The 26,919-nt window shown below is 69.0% G+C and carries 26 protein-coding genes; 18 read left to right on the forward strand and 8 right to left on the reverse strand.

Annotated elements, in window-relative coordinates:
- Positions 1-176: 176 nt before the first annotated feature.
- From CLV71_RS20005 to CLV71_RS20030, 6 genes are all read left to right on the forward strand, one after another.
- Entirely contained in the window at positions 177-1,178 is a 1,002-nt protein-coding gene (locus CLV71_RS20005) for an ABC transporter permease (protein ID WP_133904290.1), read from the forward strand.
- A gap of 68 nt (positions 1,179-1,246) precedes the next feature.
- Entirely contained in the window at positions 1,247-3,016 is a 1,770-nt protein-coding gene (locus CLV71_RS20010) for an ABC transporter substrate-binding protein (protein ID WP_133904291.1), read from the forward strand.
- Positions 3,017-3,097: 81 nt separating this feature from the next.
- Positions 3,098-4,111 carry an ABC transporter permease gene (locus CLV71_RS20015; protein WP_133904292.1) on the forward strand — a complete coding sequence of 338 codons (1,014 nt, stop codon included), beginning with the start codon at positions 3,098-3,100 and terminating at the stop codon, positions 4,109-4,111.
- Positions 4,108-5,190, forward strand: a complete 1,083-nt coding sequence (locus CLV71_RS20020; protein WP_133904293.1) for an ABC transporter ATP-binding protein — start codon at positions 4,108-4,110, stop codon at positions 5,188-5,190. Before CLV71_RS20015 ends, CLV71_RS20020 begins: the two co-directional genes overlap by 4 nt.
- A gap of 14 nt (positions 5,191-5,204) precedes the next feature.
- Entirely contained in the window at positions 5,205-6,269 is a 1,065-nt protein-coding gene (locus CLV71_RS20025; protein ID WP_243866588.1) for an ABC transporter ATP-binding protein, read from the forward strand.
- A gap of 11 nt (positions 6,270-6,280) precedes the next feature.
- The gene (locus CLV71_RS20030) at positions 6,281-6,922 is read left to right on the forward strand and encodes an NAD(P)H-binding protein (protein WP_133904295.1); all 642 of its coding nucleotides are present in this window, start codon (positions 6,281-6,283) and stop codon (positions 6,920-6,922) included.
- A 381-nt stretch (positions 6,923-7,303) separates the two neighbouring features.
- Here CLV71_RS20030 and leuA read toward each other — a convergent pair whose 3' ends face one another.
- Positions 7,304-9,094 carry a 2-isopropylmalate synthase gene (gene leuA / locus CLV71_RS20035; protein ID WP_133904296.1) on the reverse strand — a complete coding sequence of 597 codons (1,791 nt, stop codon included), beginning with the start codon at positions 9,092-9,094 and terminating at the stop codon, positions 7,304-7,306.
- Between the two features lie 242 nt (positions 9,095-9,336).
- Here leuA and CLV71_RS20040 point away from each other — a divergent pair, with 242 nt between their 5' ends.
- Genes CLV71_RS20040 through CLV71_RS20050 form a run of 3 tightly spaced genes read left to right on the forward strand, consistent with a single transcriptional unit; the run spans position 9,337 to position 11,436 of the window.
- Positions 9,337-9,621 carry a hypothetical protein gene (locus CLV71_RS20040; RefSeq protein ID WP_133904297.1) on the forward strand — a complete coding sequence of 95 codons (285 nt, stop codon included), beginning with the start codon at positions 9,337-9,339 and terminating at the stop codon, positions 9,619-9,621.
- A 21-nt stretch (positions 9,622-9,642) separates the two neighbouring features.
- The gene (locus CLV71_RS20045) at positions 9,643-9,942 is read left to right on the forward strand and encodes a hypothetical protein (RefSeq protein WP_133904298.1); all 300 of its coding nucleotides are present in this window, start codon (positions 9,643-9,645) and stop codon (positions 9,940-9,942) included.
- 42 nt (positions 9,943-9,984) lie between these two features.
- Positions 9,985-11,436 (forward strand): FadD3 family acyl-CoA ligase, encoded by a 1,452-nt coding sequence (locus CLV71_RS20050; RefSeq protein WP_133904299.1) that lies wholly within the window; start codon positions 9,985-9,987, stop codon positions 11,434-11,436.
- On the opposite strand, the gene CLV71_RS20055 is transcribed toward CLV71_RS20050, so the two are convergent.
- The 3 genes from CLV71_RS20055 to CLV71_RS20065 form a co-directional block, all read right to left on the reverse strand.
- A complete protein-coding gene (locus tag CLV71_RS20055) occupies positions 11,411-13,075 on the reverse strand; it encodes a purine-cytosine permease family protein (RefSeq protein WP_133904300.1) in 1,665 nt (554 codons plus the stop codon). The genes CLV71_RS20050 and CLV71_RS20055 overlap by 26 nt on opposite strands.
- A 429-nt stretch (positions 13,076-13,504) precedes the next feature.
- Entirely contained in the window at positions 13,505-15,127 is a 1,623-nt protein-coding gene (locus CLV71_RS20060) for a hypothetical protein (protein ID WP_133904301.1), read from the reverse strand.
- A gap of 71 nt (positions 15,128-15,198) precedes the next feature.
- On the reverse strand, positions 15,199-15,789 hold the full coding sequence (locus CLV71_RS20065) for a TetR/AcrR family transcriptional regulator (RefSeq protein WP_208297627.1): 591 nt from the start codon (positions 15,787-15,789) through the stop codon (positions 15,199-15,201).
- Positions 15,790-15,832: 43 nt separating this feature from the next.
- On the opposite strand from CLV71_RS20065, the gene CLV71_RS20070 reads away from it, so the two are divergent.
- Genes CLV71_RS20070 through CLV71_RS20080 form a run of 3 tightly spaced genes read left to right on the forward strand, consistent with a single transcriptional unit; the run spans position 15,833 to position 18,530 of the window.
- A complete protein-coding gene (locus CLV71_RS20070; RefSeq protein WP_133904302.1) occupies positions 15,833-16,984 on the forward strand; it encodes an acetyl-CoA C-acetyltransferase in 1,152 nt (383 codons plus the stop codon).
- Positions 16,981-17,742: an SDR family oxidoreductase gene (locus CLV71_RS47775; RefSeq protein WP_208297628.1), complete on the forward strand. Its 762-nt coding sequence runs from the start codon at positions 16,981-16,983 to the stop codon at positions 17,740-17,742. The genes CLV71_RS20070 and CLV71_RS47775 overlap by 4 nt, the downstream gene beginning before the upstream one ends.
- Positions 17,742-18,530, forward strand: coding sequence for an SDR family NAD(P)-dependent oxidoreductase (locus CLV71_RS20080; RefSeq protein WP_133904374.1), 789 nt, complete (start codon positions 17,742-17,744; stop codon positions 18,528-18,530). Before CLV71_RS47775 ends, CLV71_RS20080 begins: the two co-directional genes overlap by 1 nt.
- A 9-nt stretch (positions 18,531-18,539) precedes the next feature.
- Here the strand turns inward: CLV71_RS20080 and CLV71_RS20085 are convergent, their stop codons facing one another.
- Positions 18,540-18,707: a DUF397 domain-containing protein gene (locus CLV71_RS20085; RefSeq protein ID WP_133904303.1), complete on the reverse strand. Its 168-nt coding sequence runs from the start codon at positions 18,705-18,707 to the stop codon at positions 18,540-18,542.
- A 14-nt stretch (positions 18,708-18,721) separates the two neighbouring features.
- Entirely contained in the window at positions 18,722-19,150 is a 429-nt protein-coding gene (locus CLV71_RS20090) for a DUF5753 domain-containing protein (RefSeq protein WP_279588746.1), read from the reverse strand.
- Positions 19,151-19,279: 129 nt separating this feature from the next.
- Between CLV71_RS20090 and CLV71_RS20095 the strand changes: the two genes are divergently transcribed.
- Both CLV71_RS20095 and CLV71_RS20100 read left to right on the forward strand, forming a co-directional pair.
- Entirely contained in the window at positions 19,280-19,648 is a 369-nt protein-coding gene (locus CLV71_RS20095) for a hypothetical protein (protein WP_133904305.1), read from the forward strand.
- Positions 19,642-20,511 (forward strand): phosphotransferase enzyme family protein, encoded by an 870-nt coding sequence (locus CLV71_RS20100; RefSeq protein ID WP_133904306.1) that lies wholly within the window; start codon positions 19,642-19,644, stop codon positions 20,509-20,511. Before CLV71_RS20095 ends, CLV71_RS20100 begins: the two co-directional genes overlap by 7 nt.
- Here CLV71_RS20100 and CLV71_RS20105 read toward each other — a convergent pair.
- Both CLV71_RS20105 and CLV71_RS20110 read right to left on the reverse strand, forming a co-directional pair.
- Positions 20,508-21,101: a nitroreductase family protein gene (locus CLV71_RS20105; RefSeq protein ID WP_133904307.1), complete on the reverse strand. Its 594-nt coding sequence runs from the start codon at positions 21,099-21,101 to the stop codon at positions 20,508-20,510. The two genes, CLV71_RS20100 and CLV71_RS20105, sit on opposite strands and share 4 nt — an antisense overlap.
- Positions 21,101-22,342 (reverse strand): hypothetical protein, encoded by a 1,242-nt coding sequence (locus CLV71_RS20110; RefSeq protein ID WP_243866589.1) that lies wholly within the window; start codon positions 22,340-22,342, stop codon positions 21,101-21,103. The genes CLV71_RS20105 and CLV71_RS20110 overlap by 1 nt, the downstream gene beginning before the upstream one ends.
- Before the next feature lie 164 nt (positions 22,343-22,506).
- Here CLV71_RS20110 and CLV71_RS20115 point away from each other — a divergent pair, with 164 nt between their 5' ends.
- The 4 genes from CLV71_RS20115 to CLV71_RS20130 all read left to right on the forward strand — a co-directional run bounded on the left by CLV71_RS20115 (position 22,507) and on the right by CLV71_RS20130 (position 26,757).
- Positions 22,507-23,772 carry an aspartate kinase gene (locus CLV71_RS20115; RefSeq protein WP_133904308.1) on the forward strand — a complete coding sequence of 422 codons (1,266 nt, stop codon included), beginning with the start codon at positions 22,507-22,509 and terminating at the stop codon, positions 23,770-23,772.
- Positions 23,772-24,827, forward strand: coding sequence for an aspartate-semialdehyde dehydrogenase (locus tag CLV71_RS20120; protein ID WP_133904309.1), 1,056 nt, complete (start codon positions 23,772-23,774; stop codon positions 24,825-24,827). The genes CLV71_RS20115 and CLV71_RS20120 overlap by 1 nt, the downstream gene beginning before the upstream one ends.
- Positions 24,828-24,928: 101 nt before the next feature.
- Positions 24,929-26,260, forward strand: a complete 1,332-nt coding sequence (locus CLV71_RS20125) for a GGDEF domain-containing protein (protein WP_133904310.1) — start codon at positions 24,929-24,931, stop codon at positions 26,258-26,260.
- A gap of 5 nt (positions 26,261-26,265) precedes the next feature.
- A complete protein-coding gene (locus tag CLV71_RS20130) occupies positions 26,266-26,757 on the forward strand; it encodes a GNAT family N-acetyltransferase (RefSeq protein WP_166664171.1) in 492 nt (163 codons plus the stop codon).
- Positions 26,758-26,919 lie beyond the last annotated feature (162 nt).

A 26,919-nucleotide genomic window follows, 5' to 3' on the forward strand; every position in this document is an offset into this window, starting at 1 on the left:
ATGTACCTTCCCGGTCGCCAAAAGGCAACCGTGTGTTCCCGGATCGTAACCTCACCCAGTTCGTCCGACGGATGCCTAGGGATTAGTGTCTGCGACCAAATAATGAGATTCGATTCGACCTCGGAGGATGCCGACATGCCCTACCCGTCGTTGGTGTGCCCCCGACAGGTCGTGGCATGACCCCACCGCTCGAGACCACCGACTCGACCGCGGAGGTGCCGCCGGAGGTCACGCTCACCGGCGCTAGCCAGAAGGCCATCGAGGGTCGCTCGCTCAGCCAGATCGCCTGGTCGCGCCTCAAGCGCGACAAGGTGGCGATCGCGGGCGGTGTCGTGGTGATCCTCCTGATCCTGGTCGCGATCTGCGCTCCGCTGATCGTCAAGGTGATCGGCCACCCGCCGAACGACTTCAACTACGAGCAGGTCGATCCCGACACCTCGCTGCCCTACGGCAGCGTCGGCGGCATCAGCTGGGACTTCCCCTTCGGCGTCGAGCCGATCAACGGGCGCGACCTGTTCAGCAGGACCGTCTACGGCGCCCAGGTCTCCCTGCTGATCGCGTTCCTCGCCACCTTGCTGTCGGTCGCCATCGGCGTGGTCATGGGCACGATCGCCGGCTTCTTCGGCGGCTGGGTGGACGCGGTCATCAGCAGGCTGATGGACATCTTCCTGGCGTTCCCGCTGCTGCTGTTCGCCCTCGCGCTGGTCGGCGCCATGCCGGACGAGCTCATCGGGTTGCGCGGCTACTGGCTGCGGGTGGCGATCATCGTGTTCGTCATCGGCTTCTTCAACTGGCCGTACATCGGACGAATAGTCCGCGGGCAGGCCATGGTCCTGCGCGAGCGGGAGTTCGTCGACGCGGCACGCAGCCTCGGCGCCCGCTCGGGGTACATCCTGGCCAAGGAGCTGCTGCCCAACCTCCTGGCGCCGATCCTGGTCTACTCGACGTTGCTGATCCCCACCAACATCCTGTTCGAGGCCGCGCTGTCGTTCCTGGGCGTCGGTGTGCCGCCGCCGACGGCCACCTGGGGCGGCATGCTCAACCAGGCCACCAAGTGGTACACGGTTGACCCCGAGTTCATGTTCCCACCGGGCTTGGCGATCTTCGTCACCGTGCTGGCCTTCAACCTGTTCGGCGACGGTCTTCGCGACGCGCTCGATCCCCGGGGGCGGCGTTAGGCCACCTACAGCTTGTCGACCGTCGGGGAGTCAACGGGCTCCGACCAACAAAAAAGGTGCATCAGGATATGAGGAAAACAAGAGTTACCGCGGTCGCCGCAGGCGCGGCGCTCGCACTGGCTCTGTCCGCCTGCGGAAGCGGGAGCGGCGACGACGACAACGGCGACGGCGGGGGCAGCACCAGCACGCCCGCGTACAACGCCGGTGTGGGCAAGGTCTTCAACCCGTCCGACAAAAAGGGCGGCACGTTGAAGATGGCCAACGACGCCGACTGGGACTCCCTCGACGGTGGCGACATGTACTACGGCTACGGCTGGAACTTCAGCCGGCTGTACCTGCGGTCGCTGGTGACGTTCAAGTCGGCGCCGGGCGCCGAGGCCAACACGATCGTCCCCGACCTCGCGGAGAGCCTCGGCAAGGCGAGCTCGGACGCCAAGACGTGGACCTACAAGCTCCGCAAGGGTCTCAAGTACGAGGACGGCACGCCGATCACGTCCACGGACGTCAAGTACGCGGTCGCGCGCTCCCTCGACAAGGACGTGCTGGTCAACGGCCCGACCTACTACGGCGACTTCCTCGACCTGCAGGGCTACGCCGGTCCTTACAAGGACAAGGACCTCACGATGGCCAACTTCAAGGCCGTCGAGACGCCGGACGACCAGACGATCATCTTCCACCTGAAGAAGCCGTTCGCCTCGTTCGACTACATGATGATGCTGCCGGCCACCGCGCCCGTGCCGCCCGCCAAGGACACCGGCACGAAGTACAAGGAACACGTCATCTCGTCGGGTCCGTACATGTTCAAGACCAACGAGCTCGACAAGGGCTTCTCGCTGGTCCGGAACCCGAACTACGACCCGAAGACCGACCCGGACACGGGCCGCAAGAACCTGCCGGACGAGATCGACGTCGACCTGAACGTCAACCAGGCCGACATCGACAAGCGGCTGCTCAACGGTGACCTCGACGTGGCCGTCTCCGGCCTCGGCGTCACCGCCGAGACCCGGGCACAGCTCGTGAACGACCCCGAGCAGAAGAAGTTCTCGGACACCTCCGCGCAGGCCCGCACCTGGTTCACCGCGATGAACGCCGACGTGGCGCCGTTCGACAACGAGCACTGCCGCAAGGCCGTCATGTACGCCGCGGACAAGGACGGCTACCTCCGCGCCTACGGTGGCAAGAACGGCGGCGAGGTCGCGACGAACATGATGCCGCGCATGATCCCTGGCTTCCGGCAGATCGACCTCTACGACGTGAAGTCCAAGCCGAACGGCGACATCGACAAGGCCAAGGCGGAGCTCAAGGAGTGCGGCAAGCCGGACGGCTTCTCGACCAACATCTCCTACCGCGCCGAGCGTGACGCGGAGAAGGCCACCGCCGAGGCACTGCAGCAGTCCCTGGGCAAGATCGGCATCAAGACCGAGCTGAAGCCGTACCCGCAGGCCGACTACGGCAAGCTGTACGCGGGCAACGTCGACTACTCCAAGAACAACGGTCTCGGCCTCAAGGTCTACGGCTGGGGTGCCGACTGGAACGACGGCTTCGGCTTCATGTCCCAGATCGTCGACAGCCGGGTCATCCGTGCCGCCGGTAACACCAACTTCGGCGTCAAGGACCCCAAGATCGACTCCATGCTCGACGACGCGCTGTCCGAGCTCGACGAGGGCAAGCGCAACGCCATCTACGGCAACATGGACGAGCAGCTGATGAAGGACGCGTACTACCTGCCGGGTGTGTGGGCCTCGACCCTCTTCTACCGGCCGGAGCGGCTGACGAACGTGTTCATCAGCGACGCCTACAACATGTACGACTACACGACCCTCGGCGTGGAGAAGTAGCCCGAAAGTAGGTGAAGGCGCCGGTTGACCGGTGGGCCGCGGGTGGAAACCCGCGGCCCACCGTCCGCCACAGCCCCCGACGTGCTTGTTTACATCGTTCGACGGCTGGTGGCAGCCGTCCTGCTGCTCTTCGTGGTCACCGCGATCACGTTCCTGATCTTCTTCGGTGTGCCGAAGCTCGGTGGCGCGACGCCCGAGGACCTCGCGTCCCGGTACGTCGGCAAGACGGCCAGTGAGCAGCAGATCCACGTCACGGCCGAGCGGCTCGGGTTCACCGACCCGCTCTACGTGCAGTACGGCCGGTTCATCAAGGGGATCTTCGTCGGCGCCGACTACGACACCGGTGTCAACAAGGACCACTGTCCCGCGCCGTGCCTGGGGTACTCGTTCATCAAGAGGAACCCGGTGCTGCCGGACCTGCTCGACCGACTGCCCGTGACGCTGTCGCTGGCCTCCGGGGCCGCGGTGCTGTGGTTGCTCGGCGGTGTCGCCACCGGCGTGGTCTCGGCGTTGAAACGCGGCAGTTTCTTCGACCGAACCGCTATGGGCGTGGCGCTGGCCGGCGTGTCACTGCCCATCTTCTTCACCGGCCTGCTGTCGTTGTCGATCTTCAGCTACGCGTTGGGTTGGACGCCACCCGGCGGTACCAACCCGGTCGAACAGGACAACCCGCTCGACTGGGCCTCCGCGCTGATCCTCCCGTGGATCACACTCGCCCTGCTCTACGCGGCGCAGTACGCCCGCCTCACGAGAGCGGGGATGCTGGAGACCATGGAGGAGGACTTCATCCGCACCGCACGGGCCAAGGGGCTGCGGGAACGCACGGTGGTCGTCAAGCACGGCCTGCGGTCCGCGCTGACCCCCATCCTCACGATCTTCGGCCTCGACCTCGGCCTGCTGCTCGGCGGTGCGATCCTCACCGAGACCACCTACTCGCTGCCGGGCATCGGGCAGTACGCGGTCCTCGCGATCACCAACCAGGACCTGCCGAAGGTGCTCGGGGTGACGCTGATCGGCGCCGTGTTCATCATCCTGGCCAACCTGATCGTTGACCTGCTGTACGCCGTCATCGACCCGAGGGTGCGCAAGGCATGACATCGCAGTCGGAACATGACTACCTCGACGCGCCGGAACCCCGGCCGGAACGCGTGGTGGGCGAGACCTTCCTCGATGTCCGGGACCTCCGGGTGCACTTCCCGACCGACGACGGTGTGGTGAAGTCAGTCGACGGGCTGTCGTTCCAGCTCGAGCGCGGCAAGACGCTCGGGATCGTCGGCGAGTCCGGCTCGGGCAAGAGCGTGACCAGCCTGTCGATCATGGGTCTGCACAAGGAGGGCAGCGCCCGCATCTCGGGCGAGATCCTGCTGAACGGGCAGGACCTGGTCACCGCGAGCCGCGAGAAGCGGCGCCTGCTCCGCGGCAAGAACATGGCGATGATCTTCCAGGACCCACTGTCCGCGATGCACCCGTACTACACGGTCGGCGCCCAGATCGTCGAGGCGTACCGGATCCACCACGACGTGAGCAAGGCGGTCGCCCGCAAGCATGCCGTGGACATGCTCGACCGGGTGGGCATCCCGAACCCCAAGGGCAGGGTGGACGACTACCCGCACCAGTTCTCCGGCGGTATGCGCCAGCGCGCGATGATCGCGATGGCGCTGTCGTGCGACCCGGAGCTGCTGATCGCGGACGAGCCGACGACCGCCCTGGACGTGACCGTGCAGGCGCAGATCCTCGACCTGATCCGCGACCTGCAGCAGGAGTTCAACTCGGCGGTCATCATCATCACCCACGACCTCGGCGTGGTCGCCGAGCTCGCGGACGACATCCTGGTGATGTACGCGGGCCGCTGCATCGAGTACGGCACGGCCGAGGACATCTTCCAGCAGCCGCAGCACCCGTACACGTGGGGTCTGCTCGGGTCCATGCCCCGGCTGGACCGGGAACGCTCCGAGCGGCTGCTGCCGATCAAGGGAACGCCGCCGAGCCTGATCAACCTGCCGCCCGGCTGCCCGTTCCACCCGCGCTGCGCGTTCGGCCACCTGAACGGCGGGGCGAGCGAGTCGGAGGTCCCGGAGCTGCGTGAGGTCGGCGACGGTCACAGGATCGCGTGCCACCTCAACGCGGAGGACCGCATGCGGGTGTGGACCACCGAGATCAAGCCGAAGTTGTAGAGAGGTCGGAGAACTTGACTGCGGACGTGAGCCAGCCGGCCGGGACCGAGCAGACCGCGAAGGAGGAGCTGCTGTCGGTCACCGGTCTGCAGAAGCACTTCCCGATCCGCCGCGGGCTCCTGCAGCGCAGGGTCGGTGCGGTGCAGGCGGTCGACGGGCTGGACTTCTCGGTCGTGCGTGGCGAGACGCTGTCGCTGGTGGGGGAGTCCGGCTGCGGCAAGACGACCACGGGCCGGCTGCTCACCAGGCTGCTGGAGCCGACCGCGGGGCGGGTCGTGTTCGAGGGGCAGGACATCAGCCACATCTCGATGGGCAAGATGCGCCCGCTGCGCCGCGACATCCAGATGATCTTCCAGGACCCGTACTCGTCGTTGAACCCCCGGCACACGGTCGGCACGATCGTCGGCGCGCCGTTCAAGCTGCAGAAGGTCGACACCCCGAACGGCGTCAAGCGGGCCGTGCAGGACCTGCTCGCGCTGGTCGGGTTGAGCCCGGAGCACTACAACCGCTACCCGCACGAGTTCTCCGGCGGCCAGCGGCAGCGCATCGGCATCGCGCGCACGCTTGCCCTGCGCCCCAAGCTGATCGTGGCCGACGAGCCGGTGTCCGCGCTCGACGTGTCGATCCAGGCGCAGGTGGTGAACCTGCTGGAGGATCTGCAGGACGAGCTGAACCTGACGTACGTCATGATCGCGCACGACCTCTCCGTGGTGCGCCACGTCTCGGACCGCGTCGCCGTGATGTACCTGGGCAAGATCGTCGAGCTGGCGGAGAGCAAGGACCTGTACGAGCGTCCGATGCACCCGTACACGGTCGCGCTGCTGTCCGCGGTGCCCGTGCCGGACACCGCGCGCCGCCACAAGCGCGAGCGGATCCGCCTGACCGGCGACGTGCCGAGCCCGGTCAACCCGCCCAAGGCGTGCCGGTTCCACACGCGGTGCTGGAAGGCGCAGGAGATCTGTTCGGTCGAGGAGCCGCCGCTGGTCGACCTGGCGCCGGGCCACCAGGTGGCCTGCCACTTCCCGGAGAACCAGGACAAGCCGGCGCCCACGCCCGAGACCTCCGCCACCACGCCCTGACCCGGCGAGGCATGGTCGTCACCGTGCTCGGCGCGTCCGGGCGAACCGGCCGCCACCTGGTGCGGTCACTCGTACGGCAGGGACATTCCGTGCGCGCGGGGGTCCGCAACGGCCGTCGCCGCGAGGCGGTCGCCGGCCTCGGCGCCACCCCGGTCGTCGCGGACCTGTGCGTGGACCCGGACGAGCTGGTCGACGCGTTCACCGGCTCCGACGTGGTGATCAACGTGGCGGGCGCGGCCGACCCCGACCCGGCCGCGGTGGCACTGGTCGACCGCGACGGCGCCATCGCCGGCGTACGGGCCGCCGAGCGAGCGGCTGTCCGCAGGTACATCCAGCTGTCCGCCCAGTTCGCAGACGCGCCTGACCAGGGCGACCGGCTGGTGCGCTCGATCCTCTACGCCAAGCAGATCTCCGACAACGTCCTCGTCCGTTCGAGTCTCGTGTGGACTGTCGTCCGCGCTGGCACTCTCACCGACGAGCCCGCCACGAACCGCGTGTCCGTCGCAGGCCACCTCGGCGCGGGCCGGGTGTCCCGACAGGACGTCGCGGCGGTTCTCAGTGCGTGCCTCAGGGAGCCACGCACCGAGAACCGGGGCTTCGACGTCCACACGGGACCCCTGCCCGTGGCCGCCGCACTGGCCGCCCTCGACTGAACCTCAGTCGTATCTCCCGTTCGAGATCGCGCGGACCCGTTCAAGCTCCCTGCGGTGGAACTCACGCATAACGGGATCCTTCGTCCGTGCGATCCGTGCGATCCGTGCCAGACAGTCGGCGACCGCCTCCTTCGATAGAAGTCGATGGCGTCGCGATATTGGACGATCAGGAAGTTCGCCCGCTCTACTTCCGACTTCAACTGGATGCGGCGGAACATGTCCGCCTCGTCGTTGTTCATCATTCCGCAGGAGTTGGCGGAGCGCACCGACGCGAACACTCTCTGTGGACAACTTGTCCACAAGCGTTCCTCGAGTGGCGAACCGGATCATGAAGGGGGGCGGGCTCTCCGTAAGGGGTGCCGGGCCCGCCCCGATGCACGACTAGCGCGAGAAGCGGTTGATGGCCGAGACCACCGCGCGGAGGGTGGCCGTGACGATCGAGCTGTGGACGCCGACGCCCCAGAGGGTCCGGTCGCCGATGGCGCACTCCACGTACGCGGCCGCACGGGCGTCGTCGCCCGCGGTCATGGCGTGCTCGGTGTAGTCGAGGACCCGCACGTCGAAACCGACCGACGCCAGTGCGTCCACGAACGCGGCGAGCGGACCGTTGCCGTTGCCGTTGATCTCGTGCCGGTCGCCCTCGACGTCGACGACCGCGGCGATCTCGTCGTGGCCCCGACCGTCGTCGGCGATGCGGTGCTCACGCAGGACCACTGGCGAGGTCAGGTCCAGATACTCGTTCGCGAACGTCGACCACATGAGCGCGGGCGAGACCTCGCCGCCCTCGTTGTCCGTGTACCGCTGGACGACCTGCGAGAACTCGATCTGCAGCCTGCGCGGCAGGTCCAGCTGGTGCTCGGTCTTCATGATGTACGCGACGCCGCCCTTGCCGGACTGCGAGTTCACCCGGATGACGGCCTCGTACGTCCTGCCCACGTCCTTCGGGTCGATCGGCAGGTACGGGACCTCCCACGGGAAGTCGTCCACCGCCGAGCCCGCGCGGGACGCCTCGTTGCGCAGCGCGTCGAGGCCCTTGTTGATGGCGTCCTGGTGCGAGCCGGAGAACGCCGTGAACACCAGGTCGCCGCCCCACGGGTGGCGCTCGCCGACCGGCAGCTGGTTGCAGTACTCGACGGTCCTGCGGATCTCGTCGATGTCCGAGAAGTCGATCTGCGGGTCGATGCCCTGGCTGAACAGGTTCATGCCCAGCGTCACCAGGCACACGTTGCCGGTGCGCTCGCCGTTGCCGAACAGGCAGCCCTCGATCCGGTCCGCGCCGGCCTGGTAGCCCAGCTCGGCCGCAGCGACGCCGGTGCCCCGGTCATTGTGCGGGTGCAGCGACAGCACGACCGAGTCGCGGCGCTCGAGGTTGCGGTTCATCCACTCGATCGAGTCGGCGTACACGTTCGGCGTCCCCATCTCCACGGTCGCCGGCAGGTTGATGATCACCGGTCGCTCGGCGGTCGGCCGCCAGATCTCGGTGACCGCGTTGCACACCTCGGCGGCGTAGGACAGCTCGGTGCCGGTGTAGGACTCGGGGGAGTACTCGAACCGGAAGTCGGTGTCGGAGTACTTGCCGGCCAGCTCGGCCACCATCTCCGCGGCGGACGTCGCGATCTTCTTGATGCCCTCGCGCTCCTCGCGGAACACCACGCGGCGCTGCAGGATCGAGGTCGAGTTGTAGATGTGGATGATCGCCTTGCGGGCGCCCTGCAATGACTCGAAGGTGCGCTCGATCAGCTCGGGCCTGCACTGCGACAGGACCTGGATGGACACGTCGTCCGGCACGGCCTCGTCGGTGATGATCTCGCGGACGAAGTCGAAGTCCGTCTGGGACGCCGCCGGGAAGCCGACCTCGATCTCCTTGTAGCCCATGCGGACCAGCAGGTCGAACATGCGCCGCTTGCGGGCCGGGGACATGGGGTCGATCAACGCCTGGTTGCCGTCACGCAGGTCCACCGCACACCACTGCGGCGCCTTGGTGATGACCTTGTCCGGCCAGGTGCGGTCCGGCAGCGTGATCGGCTCGACCACCTGCGCGAACGGCTTGTACCTGTGCACCGGCATCGACGAGCCGCGCTGCGTGTTCCACGAGGGCTGGTCGGCCGGGGACGGCCTGGACGGCATCCGGATGTTGCTGCTGGCAGCTCGCTGGACGTCGGGGATGCTCATGAGGGAATTCTCCTGCTGGTCGCTGGACTGGGTAGACCGGCAGGCTTCAGCCCCGCGGCGGGGAGCCGGTCTGTCAGGCCCCGTCGCGGCAGCGAAGGAGGAGAACACGCGCCACGGCAGACAGCCTAGCCACCACAGGTGGGCTGTAAACAGGTGGGCGTCCACATAGTGGGCCGAACGGCCTACCAGGATTGCTCCTCTCGGAGAGTTTCGTCACACGCAACTCTGGGCAACCACCACCTATGGCTACTCGTACAGCAAGCGGCACGGCCGCACGTGTGATCCAGCTCGTGGGAGCGGTCTTCGCGCTCATCGAGGTCATCTACATTCTGCTGATCCTGTTCGGCGCGAACGGGGCCAACGCGTTCGTGCAGTTCATCAAGTCGCTCGCGGAACCGCTGGCGCTGTTCTGGCCAGGGCTCTTCCCGATCGCCAACCACGATCTCAACGTCATCGTCAACTACGGCCTGGCCGCCATCTTCTGGGTGGTCGTCGCAGGCATCATCGCGCGGGTAGTCGCTCGCTGACGGACGTGCCAGACTCCCACCATGTCGACTGTGACCCGGTCAGGCGTGGTGGGAGCCGTGGCTTCGGTCGTCCGCTGGGTCGGACTGGCCGTCGCGGTCGTCCTGGTCGGGCACGTCCTGCTCACGGTGGGCGGGGCGAACCGGGACAACGGCATCACCCAGTTCTTCTCCTCGGCCGCCGATCCGCTGGCCCTGGCGTTCAAGAGCCTGTTCGTGCCGGACGACGCGAAGCTGCGCGTGCTGGTGAACTACGGGCTCGCGGCGCTGTTCTGGCTCGTGGTCTCGGCGGTTTTGTCACGTCTCATCCGCCGCATCGGCTAGGGATGTTGCGGCCGTCATATAGAACGTGTTCTAGTTACGGTCGTGGACACCATCCCCGCTGCCGTCGAGGACGCCGCGCGTCGGTTCGGTGACGCCGAGGCGCTCGTCGACGGACCAGTGCGGATGAGTTGGCGCGAGCTTCGCGACCAGGTCAGCGGTGCCGCTGCCGCCTTCGTGGAAGGCGGGGTCCTGGCAGGCGACCGGGTCGCGATCTGCGCGCCCAACACGCATCACTGGGTGCTGACGGCGCTCGGCGCGTTGTCGGCGGGGGCGACGCTGGTGCCGGTCAACACCCGGTTCACCGCCGTCGAGACCGCGGACCTGCTCGACCGCACGAGCGCGAAGGCCCTCGTGGTCGCGGACGACTTCCTGGGCAGGGACCGCTTGGCCGAGCTGCGCGACGGTGGCCACCGCGTGCCGGGCTTCGTGCTCCCGGTCTCGCCCGGCGAGCCCTGGCGCGCACTGCCGACGTCCACTGTGGACGTCGAGGTCGACCCGGACGACGTCAGCGACATCCTGTTCACGGCCGGTACCACCGGGCGCAGCAAGGGCGCCATGAGCGCGCACCGGCAGGCGCTCGACGTGGCACGCGCGTGGGCGGAGCGCGGCGAGGTCACGGCCGACGACCGGTACCTGGTGATCAACCCGTTCTTCCACAGCTTCGGCTACAAGGCGGGCATCCTCGTGTGCCTGCTGACCGGCGCCACGATCGTGCCGCAGGCCGTGTACGACGCGGCGGCCGCGACTCGGCTCGTGCACGACGAGCGGATCACCGTGATGCCCGGCGCGCCGACGATCTTCCAGACCATGCTCGACCTGCCCGACGTCGACCTGAGGTCGCTGCGCCTCGCGGTCACCGGTGCCGCGGTCGTGCCGGTCGCGCTCGTGGAGCGGATGCAGGAGGCGTTCGGCACGGTCCTCACCGCCTACGGCATGACCGAGGCGGTGGTCGCGACCATGTGCACGCCAGGCGACGACGCCGACACCGTCGCCACCACCTGCGGTGGCCCGGCCGCGGGCTTCGAGCTGCGCATCGGCGAACAGGACGAGATCCTCCTTCGTGGCCCCAACGTCATGCTCGGCTACCTCGACGACCCGGAGGCGACGGGCAGGGCCGTCGACGCCGACGGCTGGCTGCACACCGGCGACGTCGGCCGCGTCGACGAACGTGGCTACCTCACGATCACCGACCGCCTCAAGGACATGTACATCTGCGGCGGGTTCAACGTGTACCCCGCGGAGGTCGAGCAGGCGCTGGCACGGATGCCGGGGGTCGCGGACTCCGCGGTCGTCGGCGTGGCGGACGAACGCCTCGGCGAGGTCGGCAAGGCGTTCGTCGTGCGCCGCGAACCCGGACTGTCCACTGAGGACGTACGGGCGTACTGCAAGGGAGTGCTGGCCAACTACAAGGTCCCCCGGCAGGTCGAGTTCATCGACGTGCTGCCCCGCAACGCCTCCGGCAAGGTGCTCAAGTTTCAGTTGCGCGAACGGTAGGCATCGGGAGGCTGACCGGACCGACCTCCTGGCACAGGTCGTGGCACTCGGCGTCCAGCGTGCAGCACAGGGAACAGATCGGACCCTGCTGCTTCACGCAGTCCGCGACGTCCGGCACCTCGTACGGGTCGCCGCACACCGCGCACATGTGTGTGGCCAGCGCGTCCGCCTCGGTCAGCCGGACCGTGTTCTCCCTTGCCAGGTAGTACTTCCCCTTGGTCGCCAGCGCGAGCACGGGCACCAGCACGACCGCGACCACCAGCGCAAGCAACGGGCTGAACGCCGCGAGGTACTCGCCGAACGCCCCGAAGTACGCCGCGATCGACAGCGTGGACGCGACCATCATCGCGCCGAAGCCGACCGGGTTGATCTTGTGCAGGTACGCGCGCTTGAACTCGACGTACCGGGGCGAGAGCCCGAGCGGCTTCGCGATCACGAGGTCCGCGCACACCGCGCCGATCCACGCGATGGCCACGTTGGAGTAGAAGCCGAGGATCTTGTTCAGCAGTCCGAACGCGCCGAACTCCATGAGCGCCAACGCGATCCCGCAGTTGACGAGCACGTACCAGACCCGGCCGGGGTGCTTGTGCAGCACGCGGGAGAAGAAGTTGGCGAACGACAGCGACCCGGAGTAGGCGTTCGTCGTGTTGATCTTGATCTGCGACACGACGACGAAGATCGCCGCGAACGTCATCGCCACGGGCCCGAGTGCGGGCCGCACCGCCTCCAGGTACGGCGCGATGGGCTCCAGCGCCGCCGTCGAACCGACCGCGCCGAGGGCGAGGAACGCGAGCAGTGCGCCGCCGATCTGTTTCGCCGCACCGAGAATCACCCAGCCGGGGCCGGCCGCGATCACCGCGGTCCACCAGACCCGTCTGTTGGCGTTGGTCTTGCGCGGCATGAACCGCAGGTAGTCGGCCTGCTCCCCGATCTGCCCGATGAGCGAGAGCGCGACACCCATGCCGAACCCGAAGCTGATGGCCGAGAACGTGCCGCCCGTCCCGTCCAGCCCGGCGAACGCCGCGAAGTCGCCGAGCCGCTCGGGTTCGCGCACCGCCACGATGACGAACGGCAGGATCAGCCCGGCGATCCAGACCGGCTGGGTCCACGTCTGCATCTTCGCGACCGCACCCATGCCGTAGAGGGCGAACGGCAGCACGATCAGCGTCGCCAGCAGGTAGCCGACGGGCAGGGGTAACCCGATCGCGAGGTCGAACGCCTGCGCCATGATCGACCCCTCCAGCGAGAAGAAGATCACCGTGAAACTGGCGTACACCAACGAGGTCAGCGTCGAGCCGAAGTAGCCGAAGCCCGCACCCCGGGTCAGCAGGTCCATGTCGACGCCGTACTTCGCGCACGCCGAGGCGATGGGGATCCCGGTCAGGAAGATCACGACGGCCGCGGCGAGGATGGCGAGGACACCCGAGGAGAAGCCGTAGGTCAGGACGATGCTCGCGCCGATGGCGAAGTCGGCGAGGTAGGCGATCCCGCCCAGCGCGGTCCCCGCCACGACGAGCGGGGACCAGCGCCGGAAGGAGTGGGCCGCGAAGCGGAGCGAGTAGTCCTCCCGGTTCTCGTTCGCGGCGAGTGGTGCGTAGCTGCGTTTGGGCGGTTGTGCTGCCTCCACGGTGTCCGTCATGGCTCGAAGCTAGGAACGCGAAATTGCGTCCGTGTGACGATCCGTGACGCCCCGATGACAAGAATCGTATATCTGGTCGGGGTCGGCGCAGGGTCACCAGCAGGTTCGCCCGACGCGGCGGGGTCCGCGCCTCGCACGTGCGCTGCCAGCCCGGCATCGCCTGCTCGAACAGGTCGTCCAGTTCGGTCCTCGGCTTGAACCGCACCGAGGAGTCGCCTGACACCCAGCGGTCCGCGTCGAACGGGGCCGGTCCCTCCGCGAGCAGCTGCGTGGTCGTGACCGGCCGGAACTCCATCCCCGCCGGGTCCCCGTCGAACGTCCGGCCCGACGCGGCCGGTGCCGAGTAACTCGATGTCGGGCAGGACCAGGCGTAACCGGCCGAGGGCACGACGAACCGAGGTACCGAGGGGTATGGGGGAGCTGCTCTCTTCAGCGGGGGTAGGTGGTGGTGCAGTCGCGGCGCGGGTCGGCCTTGGCTCTGACCATGACCGCGGGGACCATGTGCGCCGCGTACTTGCTCGTGGCGGCCAGTGCCGAGGGGTCGTCGGCGACGACGTCCCTGCGGACCCAGTCGCCTTCCAGTGGCTCGCCTTCGAAGAGCCGGACGTAGTCACGGCTCAGGCGGGGGTCGTTCGGGATGCCCGCGGCCCAGCCCTGGTGGGTGTGGATGAACGTGGGCTTCAGCTCGTCGAACACGTGGTCGCGCAGGCCCTCGTCGTCGGCGTTGCCCCGGAAGTCGGCGATCTCGTAGTCCGCGAGGCCGGCCAGGTCGGCGATCCGCAACCGGCCTGCCAGGGCCGCGCCGCCGATGTCCGGGAGGAGGACCGTGCCGTGTCGGACGCCCAGCAGCGTGGCGTAGTGGTTGAACACGGCGCCGTACCGCTCGGCCACCACGCACATCGGGACCGTCGGCGCGGCACGGAAGTCCTCGGCGGCCGCGCGGAAGGTCAGCAGCGACGTGCCGAGCGCCACCGCGAGACCGGCGACCAGCACCCCTCGGCCGCGGGGTGCGAGGCGCGGGAGGACGGCGCCGACCGCCAGCGTGCCGATCAGGGTGCCCAGCGGCCAGATGGGTGTCGAGAACCGCTGCTCGCCCATCCAGTCCGGCAACAACACGGCATGGGCCACGATCGCGAGCCCGAGCGGGACCAGCAGGGCGATCATCCCGGCGCGCAGCCGGGACGGGTGGCTCAGCACGATCCCGACACACACCGCCAGCACCAGGACGAGCAGCGCGCCCGCGTAGCCGACCAGCTCACCCGCGCGCATCAGCTGGTCGGCGTCCGGCAGCGTCTGTCCCTTCGCGATCGCCGGGCCGGACAACAGCTCCCCGAACGTCACGAGCCGGAAGACCAGGTACGCACCGTACGGCACGGCGAACGCCGCGGCGGACAGCGCCGACAGCCACGCGGCCCGCCCGAACCGCAGCCACAGCACGGCGAGCACCGGGAACGCGGCCACGTACACCACGCCGTCCGGTCTGGTTAGCGCCGCCAGTGCGGCGAGGAGTCCCGCGACGACGGCCACCTTCGGCGACGAGAGCCGGTCGTCCACCGCCGCCCGGCACAGGACCGCGCCGAGCCACGCCACGGCCAGCGCGAAGAGCGAGTTCTCCAACCCGGAGAAGCACCAGATCACGAACGACGGGATGGTCGCCAGCGTGACCCCGGCGACCAGCGTGACGAGCGCGGGTCGTCGCGTCACGGCACTCGCCGCGCGGTAGCAGGCCAGGAGAATGCCCGCGCAGCACAGCAGGGCCAGCAGTTTGGGATACATGACCTGGTCGGAGACGCCGAACAGGGTGCCGTGGTCGAACAGGCCGACCAGTCGGCCGAGTGCGAGCAGCACGAGCCAGGTCGGGTTCGAGTAGGCCTCGACGGGTGTCGAACCGGGCTGGAGCACCGGGCCGTCACCGGTCGCGATGCTCCGCGCGTACGCGAAGGTGATGGCCGCGTCGTCCACGACCCAGGCGCCGTAGAGCGACGCGTGTAACGCGATGACGGCGACTCCGGACAGCACGGAGCCGCTCGCCCGCAATGCGGGTGAGCCCATGGTCGTCGAACCCCCAGTTCGAGATGCCTCTGACTACGAGAGTCCCGAAAGGAGGTCGACGGTTGTCGTCGTTACCTGTTTGTGATGCCTTCGAGAATGAGGCGCAGGTACTGGTCGGCGAGTTGTTCCTCGGTCAGCCGGCCGTCTTGGCGGAACCAGCGCACCGCGACCCAGACCGAGTCACGCAGGAAGCGGTAGGTGACCTCGGGGTCGAGATCGCCCCGGAAGCTGCGTGCCTCGATCCCGTCGCGCAGCACAGTGATCCAGATGCGCCGGACCTCCTCCTCGGCCTTCGTGAGGTAGCCGAAGCGGGGGAGCGTGCGCAGGAAGCCGCGCTCGTTCTGCAGCACGGTGATGGCCGCGCGGTGCTCGCCGAGCGACCGGAACGCCTCGGTGACCAGGCCGCGCAGCGCCTCGACCGGCTCGCCACCCGCGATCTCGCGGTAGGTCTCCAGCAGGTCGTCCAGGTAGCTGGAGAGCAGCTCGTCGAGGATCGTCTCCTTGGAGTCGAAGTGGTGGTAGAGGCTGCCGGACAGCACGCCTGCGGCGTCGCCGATGTGGCGGACCGTGGTGGCCCGGTAGCCCCGCTCCGCGAACAGCTCGGCGGCGATCCGCACCAGGTCGGCCCGCCGCTCGGAGGGCTTGCCACGCGATTCCGTCATTTTCGTCTCCCGCACCCAAGCGCTAGCTTGGTAGCCTAGCACTGTGGCTGACGCCTTCATCGTCGACGCGGTCCGCACACCGGTAGGCCGGCGTGGCGGCGGTCTCTCCGCCGTGCACCCCGCTGACCTCGGCGCACACGTGCTGCGCGCGTTGTTCGAGCGAGTCCCCCTGGAGCCCGCACTGGTCGACGACGTGATCTTCGGCTGCGTCGACACGATCGGCCCGCAGGCGGGGGATGTCGCACGCACGTGCTGGCTCGCGGCCGGGCTGCCGTCGGAGGTGCCCGGGGTGACCGTCGACCGGCAGTGCGGGTCGTCGCAGCAGGCGGTGCACTTCGCGGCGCAGGCGGTCATGTCCGGCACGGCCGACGTCGTGGTGGCGGGCGGCGTGCAGAACATGAGCGCGATCCCCATCTCGGCCGCCATGCTCGCCGGCCGCGAGCACGGGTTCCCGGACCCCTTCTCGACGTCCCGGGGATGGCGTGCCCGCTACGGCGACCAGGAGATCTCGCAGTTCCGCGGCGCGGAGATGATCGCGGCGAAGTGGGGCATCACCCGCGCCGAGATGGAGGACTTCGCGCTGCGGAGCCACTCGCGGGCGCTGGCCGCCGTCGACGCCGGCTGGTTCGCAGGGGAGATCGCGCCCGTTGGCGAGGTGTCGGACGACGAGTGCCCGCGCCGGGACACGACGCTGGAGAAGATGGCCGGGCTGAAGACGTTGACGCCGGACGGCAGGCTCACCGCGGCCCTGGCCAGCCAGATCTCCGACGGAGCCGCGGCGTTGCTGGTGGTGTCCGAACGGGTGCTCCGGGAGCACGGCCTCACGCCGAGGGCGCGGATCCACCACCTGTCGGCGCGCGGCGGGGACCCGGTGGTCATGCTGGACGCACCCATCGCGGCGACGGAGTACGCACTCGACCGCGCCGGACTGTCTGTTTCGGACATCTCGCTGGTGGAGATCAACGAGGCGTTCGCGAGCGTCGTGCTGGCGTGGCTGCGGGAGACGGGTGCGGATCCGGCCGTCGTGAACCCGACGGGTGGGGCGATAGCGCTGGGCCACCCACTCGGCGCGACCGGCGCACGGCTCATGACCACGCTGCTCGGCAACCTCGAGCGCACGGGCGGCCGGTACGGCTTGCAGACCATGTGCGAAGGCGGCGGCCAGGCGAACGTGACCATCCTGGAACGTCTGTGAACGGAGCTTGCGGCGTGAACGGGGAAGTCGTTCTGGTCACGGGCGGCACGCGGGGTGTGGGTCTGGGCATAGTCCACGCTTTTGCTAAGGCGGGCGCACAGGTGGTGACGTGCGGTAGGTCCGAAGTGGACAGCGAGTTCCGTTACGTCCGCGCGGACGTCCGCGATCCGTCCCAGGTGGACACATTGATCGAGACCGTCGTGGCCGAGTACGGCCGACTGGACGTGGTGGTCAACAACGCCGGTGGCGCCCCACCCGCGCTGGCGGCCTCGGCGTCGCCGCGCCTGCACCAGAAGATCGTCGAGCTGAACCTGCTGGCGCCACTCCACGTGTCGCAGCGGGCGAACACCGTGATGCAGCAACAGGATTCGGGCGGCGCGATCGTCATGATCGGCAGCGTGTCCGGCACCCGCCCGTCACCCGGGACGGCGGCCTACGGCGCGGCGAAGGCCGGCCTGGCGAACCTGGCGACGTCGCTGGCGGTGGAGTGGGCGCCGAAGGTGCGGGTCAACACGGTGGTCGTCGGCCCGGTCGACACGGAGCTGTCGCAGGTGCACTACGGCGACGAGGCAGGCGTGGCGGCCGTCGGCGAGACGATTCCCATGGGCCGCATGGCAACCCCGGCGGACGTGGGGGAGGCGTGCCTGTACCTGGCGTCGCCGGCCGCCGCGTACGTCACCGGCAGCACACTGACCGTCCACGGCGGTGGCGAACGCCCCGCGTTCCTGTCGGCGTCGAACGCGGAGGTACCGAAGTGATCTGCGAAGGCCGGGTAGTCGTGATCACCGGGGGCGCGCGGGGCATCGGCGCCGCACACGCGGAGGAGTTCCGCCGCCAGGGCGCGCACGTCCTCGTGAACGACGTCGACGGTGGCGACCACGGCGAGGACGTGTCCACGTGGGACGGCGCGAAGTCGTTGGTGGACAAGGCTGTGGCCGACCATGGTCGGCTGGACGTGTTGGTCAACAACGCCGGCATCGTGCGTGACCGCATGCTGGTGTCGACGAGCGAGCAGGAGTGGGACGACGTGGTGCGCGTGCACCTGAAGGCCCACTTCCTGACCATGCGGCACGCGGCGGAACACTGGCGGGCACGGTCGAAGGCGGGTGAGCAGGTGTCCGGCCGGATCATCAACACCAGCTCGGGTGCGGGCCTGTTCGGCAGCGTGGGCCAGGCGAACTACTCGGCCGCGAAGGCAGGCATCCTGGGGTTGACCCTGGTGGCGTCGGCGGAGTTGGCCCGCTACGGCGTGACGGTCAACGCGATCGCCCCGTCCGCGCGCACCCGCATGACGGAGGAGCTGTTCCCCGACCTCGCAGGCCCGGAGGACGTCGCGCCGCTGGTGGTGTGGCTGGGCAGCGAGGAGTCCGCCGCCGTGACGGGCAGGGTGTTCGAGGTGGAGGGCGGCAGGATCGGCGTGGTGACGGGCCACCACCGAGGCCCGTCGGTGGACCGGGGAAGCCGCTGGCCCGTGACCGAGATCGGCGCGGCAGTGGCGGACCTGATCACGAAGACCCCCGAGGAGATCCCGGTCTACGGCGCGTAGGCGCGGCGGCTACCGGCTGCCGAGGAAGGCGGACCAGGTCTTCGCTGGAAAGGCGAGGAAGGGACCGCTGGTGTTCTTGGAATCGCGAACCGCCACTGCCGGCCCGGGGAACGCCACCTCCACGCAGTTGGCGTTGTCACTGCTGCGGCTGCTCTTGCGCCACCGTGTCTCATCCATGCTGCCGCCTCCCGTCACTCGTGCTCACCGGCCAGGTTCGTGATCAACTCGGCGGACTCGGCCGGCTCAAGGGCCTGGTTCAGGATATTGCCGAGCGCGAGGCGATAGGCGGCGATGTCGTCCTTCTCATCCAGGAACATGCCGAAGTGGTGGTTCTCGATGTACACGAGGCTCGGCTCCTCGGCGAAGTCGAGGCAGACGAACGGTCCTCGTTGCCCGGCGTATTGCCCCACCCGCAAGGGCACGACACGAACCGTGATGTTCGGTCGCTCGCCCGAGTCCACCAGATGGCGCAACTGACGACGCATAACACCACTCTCCGCAACAGGCCGCCGCAGGGCGCTCTCGTCGATCACCGCCAGGAACTGGAGTTCACGGTTGCCCAGCACTGCCTGCCCCGCTCGCCGGGAGGCGACCAGGTTCGTCAGCTCGACCTTGCTCAGGGGTGGCGAGAGCGAACGCTGGGATGGGGATTGTCGACCATGACACCATCGTCCCGACCCGGCTGATCAGCGGCAATCACACGATCGAGCACATTGCTTGCCACAACGGCACCGTGCCAGCGTCATGTCATGACATCACTCGAAGAGTGCGAGACCAGAACCCGTCTGTCCCTTCTGACCGCACAGGCCTGGCTTGACCGCCCGCGCATGTTCACGATGTACGGACTCCACCACACCCCGGACGGCCCGCCGATCCTCGGCTGGGGCCTCGAGTTCACCGCACGCGAGGACGCCTTGTTCTACCTGCCAGTCGGCTCCGTCACCCACCACACGGTCTCCGCCGCGCGCGTGGCCGAGCGTTATTCCCACCTCGGCGACATGCACCTCGCCTGGTTCGACTGCGCCGAACCGGAAGAGCACCGACCGACCGAGCGCCAGTGGCCGACCTGGTCGCCAGGACAACACCGAAGCCCCGGGTCTACGGTGCCCGAATGCTGAGCCCACCCGACGGTTTCACCGAAGCGGACCTGGTCAGCGCGCTGGCGACCCACTGGGGTGTCACCGCCGACTCGGTCACCTACCGGGCACTGGGCTTCGGCAGCCACCACTGGCAGGTCGGCGCCGACTGGTTCGCCACGGTCGACGAGTCACCCGACTTCACCCGTCTGTCCTCGGCACTGCGCACGGCAATGGACGTACCGGTCGCGATCGCCCCGGTCCCCACCCGGACCGGCGAGCCGCTGGCACGAACGGGTGACTTCGCGGTGACGCTGTACCCGTACGTCGACGGCGAGTCGTTCGACTTCGGCGACTTCCGCGACCCGGCCCACCGCCAGGCGACCCTCGACATGGTCGTGGACGTCCACCACACACCCCCTGCGCACGCCCTCACCGACGACTTCACCGCCCCCGTCCCCGCACCCATCGACGACGCGGGCCCCTACTCCCGCCCGGCCGCCCGCCTCCTCGCGGAGCACGCCCCGGCCCTCGCCCGCCTCCGAGCCCGCCACCAGGAGCTGGCCGCGACCGTCGACCCCTCCCGCCTGGTGCTCACCCACGGCGAACCCCACCCGGGCAACACCATGCTCACGGCCGGCGGCTGGCGCCTGATCGACTGGGACACCGCCCTCATCGCCCCACCAGAACGCGACCTCTGGCACCTGGCAACCCCCGAGACCCTGGCCGCCTACGAAGCCGCGACGGGCGTCCAGCCGCTACCCGACCTCCTGGAGCTGTACCGGATCGGTTGGGACCTCAACGACCTCGCCGAAGTGGCACACGACTTCAGCCGCCCCCACACGGGCACCCTGAACGACGACGAGAACTGGGCGATCCTCCAGGACGTCGTGGCGCGCCTCTAGAACACCGGGGTGCCCCACTCGCCGCCGAACGCGATCTCACCAAGCGAAAGTCGTCGGCGGGGAGCCAGCTCCTTCGCGCGTCGCTCCTCGTCGAGCAGGTCCGGCGAGCCGAGGGCCCCGAGCGCGATCACGACCTGCGGCTCGACATCGGCGGGCAGGGAGAACACGAGCTTCGCGCCCTCCTTGTCGAACCCGCCCATCTGGTGGGCCACGAGCCCCTCCGCCACCGCCTGCAGCACGAGGTTCTCCGCCGCGAGCCCGACCCCGTACTCCGGCATCGGCACCCGGCCCTTCTCGTTCTCCGTCGCCGCGCAGGCCAGCACCAGCACCGCGGCCGGGTGGGCCCAGCCCTGGTTGCGCTTCGACAGCAGGTCGAACAGCCGCTCGTGCACCGGGTCTCCCCGCCTGCCGACCAGGAACCTGGCCGGCTGCGTGTTGCCGTTCGACGGCGCCCACCTCGCCGCCTCGAGCACGGCACGCAGCTGCTCGTCGGTCACCTTGCCGTCGGGGTCCAGCGCTCGTGGGCTCCACCGCGCCGCGATCAGCGGGTGGATCGGCACACTGGTCTCGGCATCCCTGGAAGTAGTCATCAGATCGCGTAACTCCACGACGTCAGCGCGTATGCCCCGAACCACGAACTCGCGACCGCGAGCCCGCACAGCGTGACCACCATGGTGGAGCGCCGCCGCCGCGCCAACCCGATGGCGATCGGGATGAGCAGCGTGAACGCGGGCACCATCAGCCTCGCCTTCGAGTTCATCAACCCGTTCGAGGTCAGGTCCATGAGCAGCACGGCAGCCGCGTAGACGATCAGCGGCCACTCCACCCGCATCGTGATCATGAGCACCAGCAGGACCACGGCGACCACGATCAGCGCCACGGTGGCCACCTCGAGCACCGACCTGGCGTCGCTCAGTGCCTCCAGCGAGAACCGCAGCGTCGCGGCGCCGCCGTCGAAGCCCGTGCCCCAGCCGCGTTCCTGCAGCGCGAACCAGCCGTTCCACTCGCCGGTCCTCGTCCCCACCCAGATCAGGTAGCCGAGCAGCCCGACCGGCGCGACCAGCCCGCCGACCCACGGCCGCCAGCCGTCCCTGCGGGCGAAGATCGCCAGCGCCGCCGCGATGCACAGCGCGAGCACCAGCGCCGCTCCCGTCGACCGGACGAGCCCCGCGAGCGTGCAGCACACGCCGGCCAGCACCCACCGCCGCTCGAGCACCCCGACCAGCGACCACACGGCGAACGCGCAGAACATGGCCTCCGAGTACGCCATCGACAGCACGATCGACATCGGCGCGGCCGCGAACAGGGCCACGAGGACCAGCCCGACCCGCCGTGACCCGCCGTGGATCGTGGTGCCCAGGCGGGCCAGGCCGTACGAGCACACGACGCCGGAGACGACGGTCACAGTCAACGCGGACGTGACCAGGCCGATCCCGCCGGAGCCGTCGATCGCGGCGAACCAGCGCACGACCGTCGGGTAGCCGGGGAAGAACGCGAGCGGCGTCTCCGCGCTGCGCTGCCCGAACGCGTCGACCAGGCCGGCGGGCACGCCGCCGTAGCCGCCGTCCGCGATGGCGAGGAACCACTGCCCGTCCCACGACCGCAGTGCCTCCGTCACCGAGTGGCTGTTGCGGCTCGCCATCCAGGTCAGCACCAGCAGGCCCAGCTCGCGGATGCCGAGGAACAGCAGCGCGGGGGCCAGCAGGGTGCCCACCCTGCGGACGGTCCACTCCGAGTCGTGGCTCGCGGCCACCTCCGCCGAGGCGTCCTCAACCTCGGCACGTGTCACGTCCGTCGCCGACACCCCGATCCCCTCCCACGGTTCCCGCACTACAGAGTAGGGCGGTAGTTCGCGCACGTGGTGGGGGCCACACGCACGACGGAAAGGATTCGCCCACTCGGTTACGCTCGCCCTGACGCTGAGCAGAGCCGTGGGGAGCCGCTGAGCAGAGCCTGTGGAGCGATCGTCATCGCCGTCGGAGGAGGTAGCTGCCAGTGGCGCTCGTGGTCCAGAAGTACGGCGGTTCATCGCTGGAGAACGCGGACCGGATCAAGCGGGTGGCCGAGCGGATCGTGGCGACCCGCAAGGCCGGCAACGACGTGGTCGTCGTGTGCTCGGCGATGGGGGACACCACCGACGAGCTGCTCGACCTCGCCCAGCAGGTCAACCCGGTGCCGCCCGAGCGCGAGATGGACATGCTGCTCACCGCGGGCGAGCGCATCTCCAACTCCCTGGTCGCGATGGCCATCAGCGCCCTCGGCGCGACGGCCGTGTCGTTCACCGGCTCGCAGGCGGGTGTGATCACCGACTCCACGCACGGCCGCGCCCGCATCATCGACGTCACGCCGAGCCGCGTCCAGCAGGCCCTCGACGACGGCTACATCTGCCTGGTCGCCGGCTTCCAGGGCGTGAGCCAGGACACCAAGGACATCACCACGCTCGGCCGGGGCGGCTCGGACACCACCGCGGTCGCGCTGGCCGCCGCGCTGAACGCCGACGTGTGCGAGATCTACACGGACGTGGATGGCGTCTACACCGCGGACCCACGCATCGTCGCCAACGCGCGGCGGCTCGACCGCGTCCCCTACGAGGAGATGCTGGAGATGGCGGCGTCCGGGGCGAAGGTCCTGATGCTGCGCTGCGTCGAGTACGCCCGCCGCTACGGCGTCACCATCCACGTCCGTTCGTCGTACACCAACAAGCCGGGCACCATCGTCAGCGGCTCAACGGAGGACATTCCCGTGGAACAGGCCATGATCACCGGTGTCGCGCACGACCGCTCCGAGGCCAAGGTCACCGTGACCGGCGTGCCCGACCAGGCGGGCGTCGCGGCCAGGATCTTCCGCGTGGTCGCGGACGCCGAGATCGACATCGACATGGTGCTCCAGAACGTGTCGAGCACGGTGTCAGGGCGCACGGACATCACGTTCACGCTGTCGAAGGACAACGGCCCGACGGCCGTGGCGTCGCTCGAGAAGATCAAGGAAGACCTCGGCTTCACCGCCGTTCTCTACGATGACCACGTCGGCAAAGTCTCACTCGTCGGTGCCGGCATGAGGTCCCACCCGGGTGTCACAGCCACGTTCTGTGAGGCGCTCGCGAAGGCGGGCGTCAACATCGAGATCATCAATACCTCGGAGATCCGGATCTCGGTGCTCATCCGGGACACTCAACTGGACGAGGCCGTACAGGCCATCCACAGTGCCTTCGGGCTAGGCGGCGAAGAGGTCGCCCAGGTGTATGCGGGGAGTGGTCGTTGATGGCACCAACACTGGCTCTGGTCGGTGCGACCGGCGCGGTCGGCACCGTGATGATCGACATCATGAACGGCCGTCAGGAGTGGCCGTGGGGCGAGGTGCGGCTGATCGCGTCGCAGCGCTCGGCCGGGCGTCACCTGACCGTGAGAGGTGTCGAACACACGGTGGTCGCGCTGTCCCCGGAGGCGTTCGACGGCGTGGACATCGCGATGTTCGACGTGCCCGACGAGATCTCCGCCGAGTGGGCGCCGATCGCCGCCTCGCGGGGCGCGGTCGTGGTCGACAACTCCGGCGCCTTCCGCATGGACGACGACGTGCCGCTCGTGGTGCCCGAGTGCAACCTCGACCGGATCCACGACCGGCCGCGCGGGATCATCGCCAACCCGAACTGCACGACCCTGTCGATGATGGCCGCGCTCGGCGCGCTGCACCGCACGTTCGACCTGCGTGAGCTGGTCGTCGCGTCGTACCAGGCCGTCTCTGGCGCCGGTGTCGCGGGCGTCGAGCGCCTCTACGCCGAGCTGGCCGCCGTGGTCGGCAAGGGCGTCGGCGTGCGTGCGGGCGACGTGCGCGAGGCCCTCGAGGCGGCCAGGCTCCCGCTGGAGGACTCGCCCTTCCCCGCGCCGCTCGCGCTGAACGTGGTCCCCGCCGCGGGCTCGTACAAGGGCGACGGCTGGTACTCCGAGGAGCTGAAGGTCCGCAACGAGTCCCGCAAGATCCTGGGCATCCCGGACCTGCGGGTGTCGGCGACGTGCGTGCGTGTCCCCGTGGTCACGACCCACTCCCTGGCCGTGCACGCCACGTTCGCCTCCGAGGTGACCGTCGAGCAGGCGCGCGAGGTGTTCGAGGCCCAGCCGTCGGTGGTCCTGATGGACGACCCGGCCGACAACGTCTTCCCGACGCCCGCGGACGTGGTCGGCGGCGACCCCACCTACGTCGGCCGCATCCGCCAGGCGCTGGACTTCCCGAACACACTGGACTTCTTCGTGTGCGGCGACAACCTCCGCAAGGGCGCGGCGCTCAACACCTACGAGATCGCCGAAGCGCTCGCTCGTTGACCCGAACGGGCTGACTGTGGTGCCCAGCTCCATGGTGCGGGCCGGATTCCGGTAGCTTCAGCGCGCCGGGTCGGGGGACGCGACACCGTGGAGCGACGAGCATGACCGCAGCCCGACCGCGGGCTCTCCGGCCAGGACAGTGGGACCTAGCGAGCGCACCGCGCCGCGTCGTGCCGCTGTACCTCAGCATCGAGGCGCTCGCGGCCGGGCTGGTGGCGTTCTTCCCCGGCGGCGTGCCGACCGAGCAGGACCTGGCCCGCTTCGGTGCGCTGCTCGTGGTCGGCTGCCTGCAGACCGAGCTGTCGCTCAGCACCGAGAAGGCCCGCCGTTACCTGGCCGACGGCCCGCACATCAGCATGACGTCGGTGTGGATGTTCGGTGGCGCCGTGGTGCTGCCCGCGTTCCTGGCGGTCGCGCTGACGGTGATCATCTACCTGCACCTGTGGCTGCGCGTGTGGTGGTCGGTGCAGCGCCGCTCGGCCTACCGGGTGGCGTTCTCCGCGACGACCGTCGTGCTGGCGTGTGTTTCCGTCCACCCGGTACTGACACTGCTCGGCGCGGACAGTGTCCAGGTCGACAGCTGGCAGGGCGCCCGGGTCCTGCTGGCGGTCGTGGTGGCCGCGCTGGCGTACACGACGATCAACGGCGGCCTTGTGGCCGTGGGCATCAAGCTGCACCACCCGACGCGCCCGTGGCGCAGGACGCTCGGTACCAGGTCGGAGAACGCGCTGGAACTCGCGACCCTGAGCCTCGGCGGTGCGGCGGCGGTGCTCGTGGTAACACAGCCCGCACTGGTGGCGCTGATGCTGCTGCCGGTGATGGTGCTGCACCGCAACATCCTGATGCGCCAGCTGGAGGAGAAGGCGTCACAGGACTCGAAGACGGGCCTGCTCACCGCGGAGGAGTGGCGCGTCCGGGTGGCGGCCGAGCTGATGCACACCCACGAGCCGTTCGCGGTGCTCATGGTGGACCTCGACCGCTTCAAGCGGGTGAACGACACCTACGGACACATGGCGGGTGACGCGGTGCTGAGGACGGTGGCCGAGACGGTCACCAAGCAGCTGCGCTCGTACGACTCGGTGGGTCGCTGGGGTGGTGAGGAGTTCGCGGTGCTGCTGCCCCAGGTTCCCGACGAGGGCGCGAGGGAGGTGGCCGAACGCATCCGCCGCGCGGTGGCGGAACTGGAGGTGCCGGTCTCGATAGACGACACGTCCCACACGATCCGGCACCTGTCGGCGTCCGTCGGCGTCGCGCCCTACCCGGAGGCGGGCACGACCGTGGACGGCCTGATCCACGCCGCGGACACGGCCATGTACCGGGCGAAACACGCGGGGCGCGACACGGTCGTCAGCTGGGCTGACCACCCGGTCCAGGAGCGGAAGTCGATCGCACCCACGAGCCCACCCAACCTCAGGCTCCGTCCCCCGTCCTGATGAACGTGGAGATAAGACTGGCAACGCCCACCGACAAGGCCGCGGCGGCGGAAGTACACATCGTCGCCCGGAACACCTACTACGAAGGCCACGTCGACGTGGCGGCACTGGACCGCCGGGCGGCACAGCTGAGGGCGTTCTACACCGAGAAGCTGGACCGCTTCGACCGAAGGCTGTGGTGCGCCGAGATCGACGGCGACGTGGTCGGGATGGCCCTGACCGGCCCGTCGATGGACAACCTCGGCCCGTGGGTGGGCCAGCTCTATCAGATCCACGTGCGTCCCGACCACTGGCGCGAGGGCATCGGCACGGCTCTCCACAGGACGTGCCTCGACGCGTGGCGCGAAGCGGGGGTGACGGTGGGCGTGCTCGAGGTGTGGTCCAACAACGAGCGCGCACAGTCCTTCTACGAGTCCCACGGCTGGCGGCCGGACGGCCACAGCCGCCCCGGCAAGGGCGAGACGACCTATCGCCGCCTGCGGAGAACGATCGTGTAGTGCCCGGCAACCACTTCGCCGCGGTGGTCAGCGCGGAGCTGACCACCGCGATGGTGAGCTTGCCGGGCTAGTACTACAGGGCTAGATCATTAGGGTTTGGAGTCGGAGACGTCGTTGGAAGTGGTGTCGTCGTGCGTCTGCCTGATGTTCGCGGCGCCAGGC

The organism is Actinophytocola oryzae (assembly GCF_004364325.1).
GTDB lineage: Bacteria > Actinomycetota > Actinomycetes > Mycobacteriales > Pseudonocardiaceae > Actinophytocola > Actinophytocola oryzae.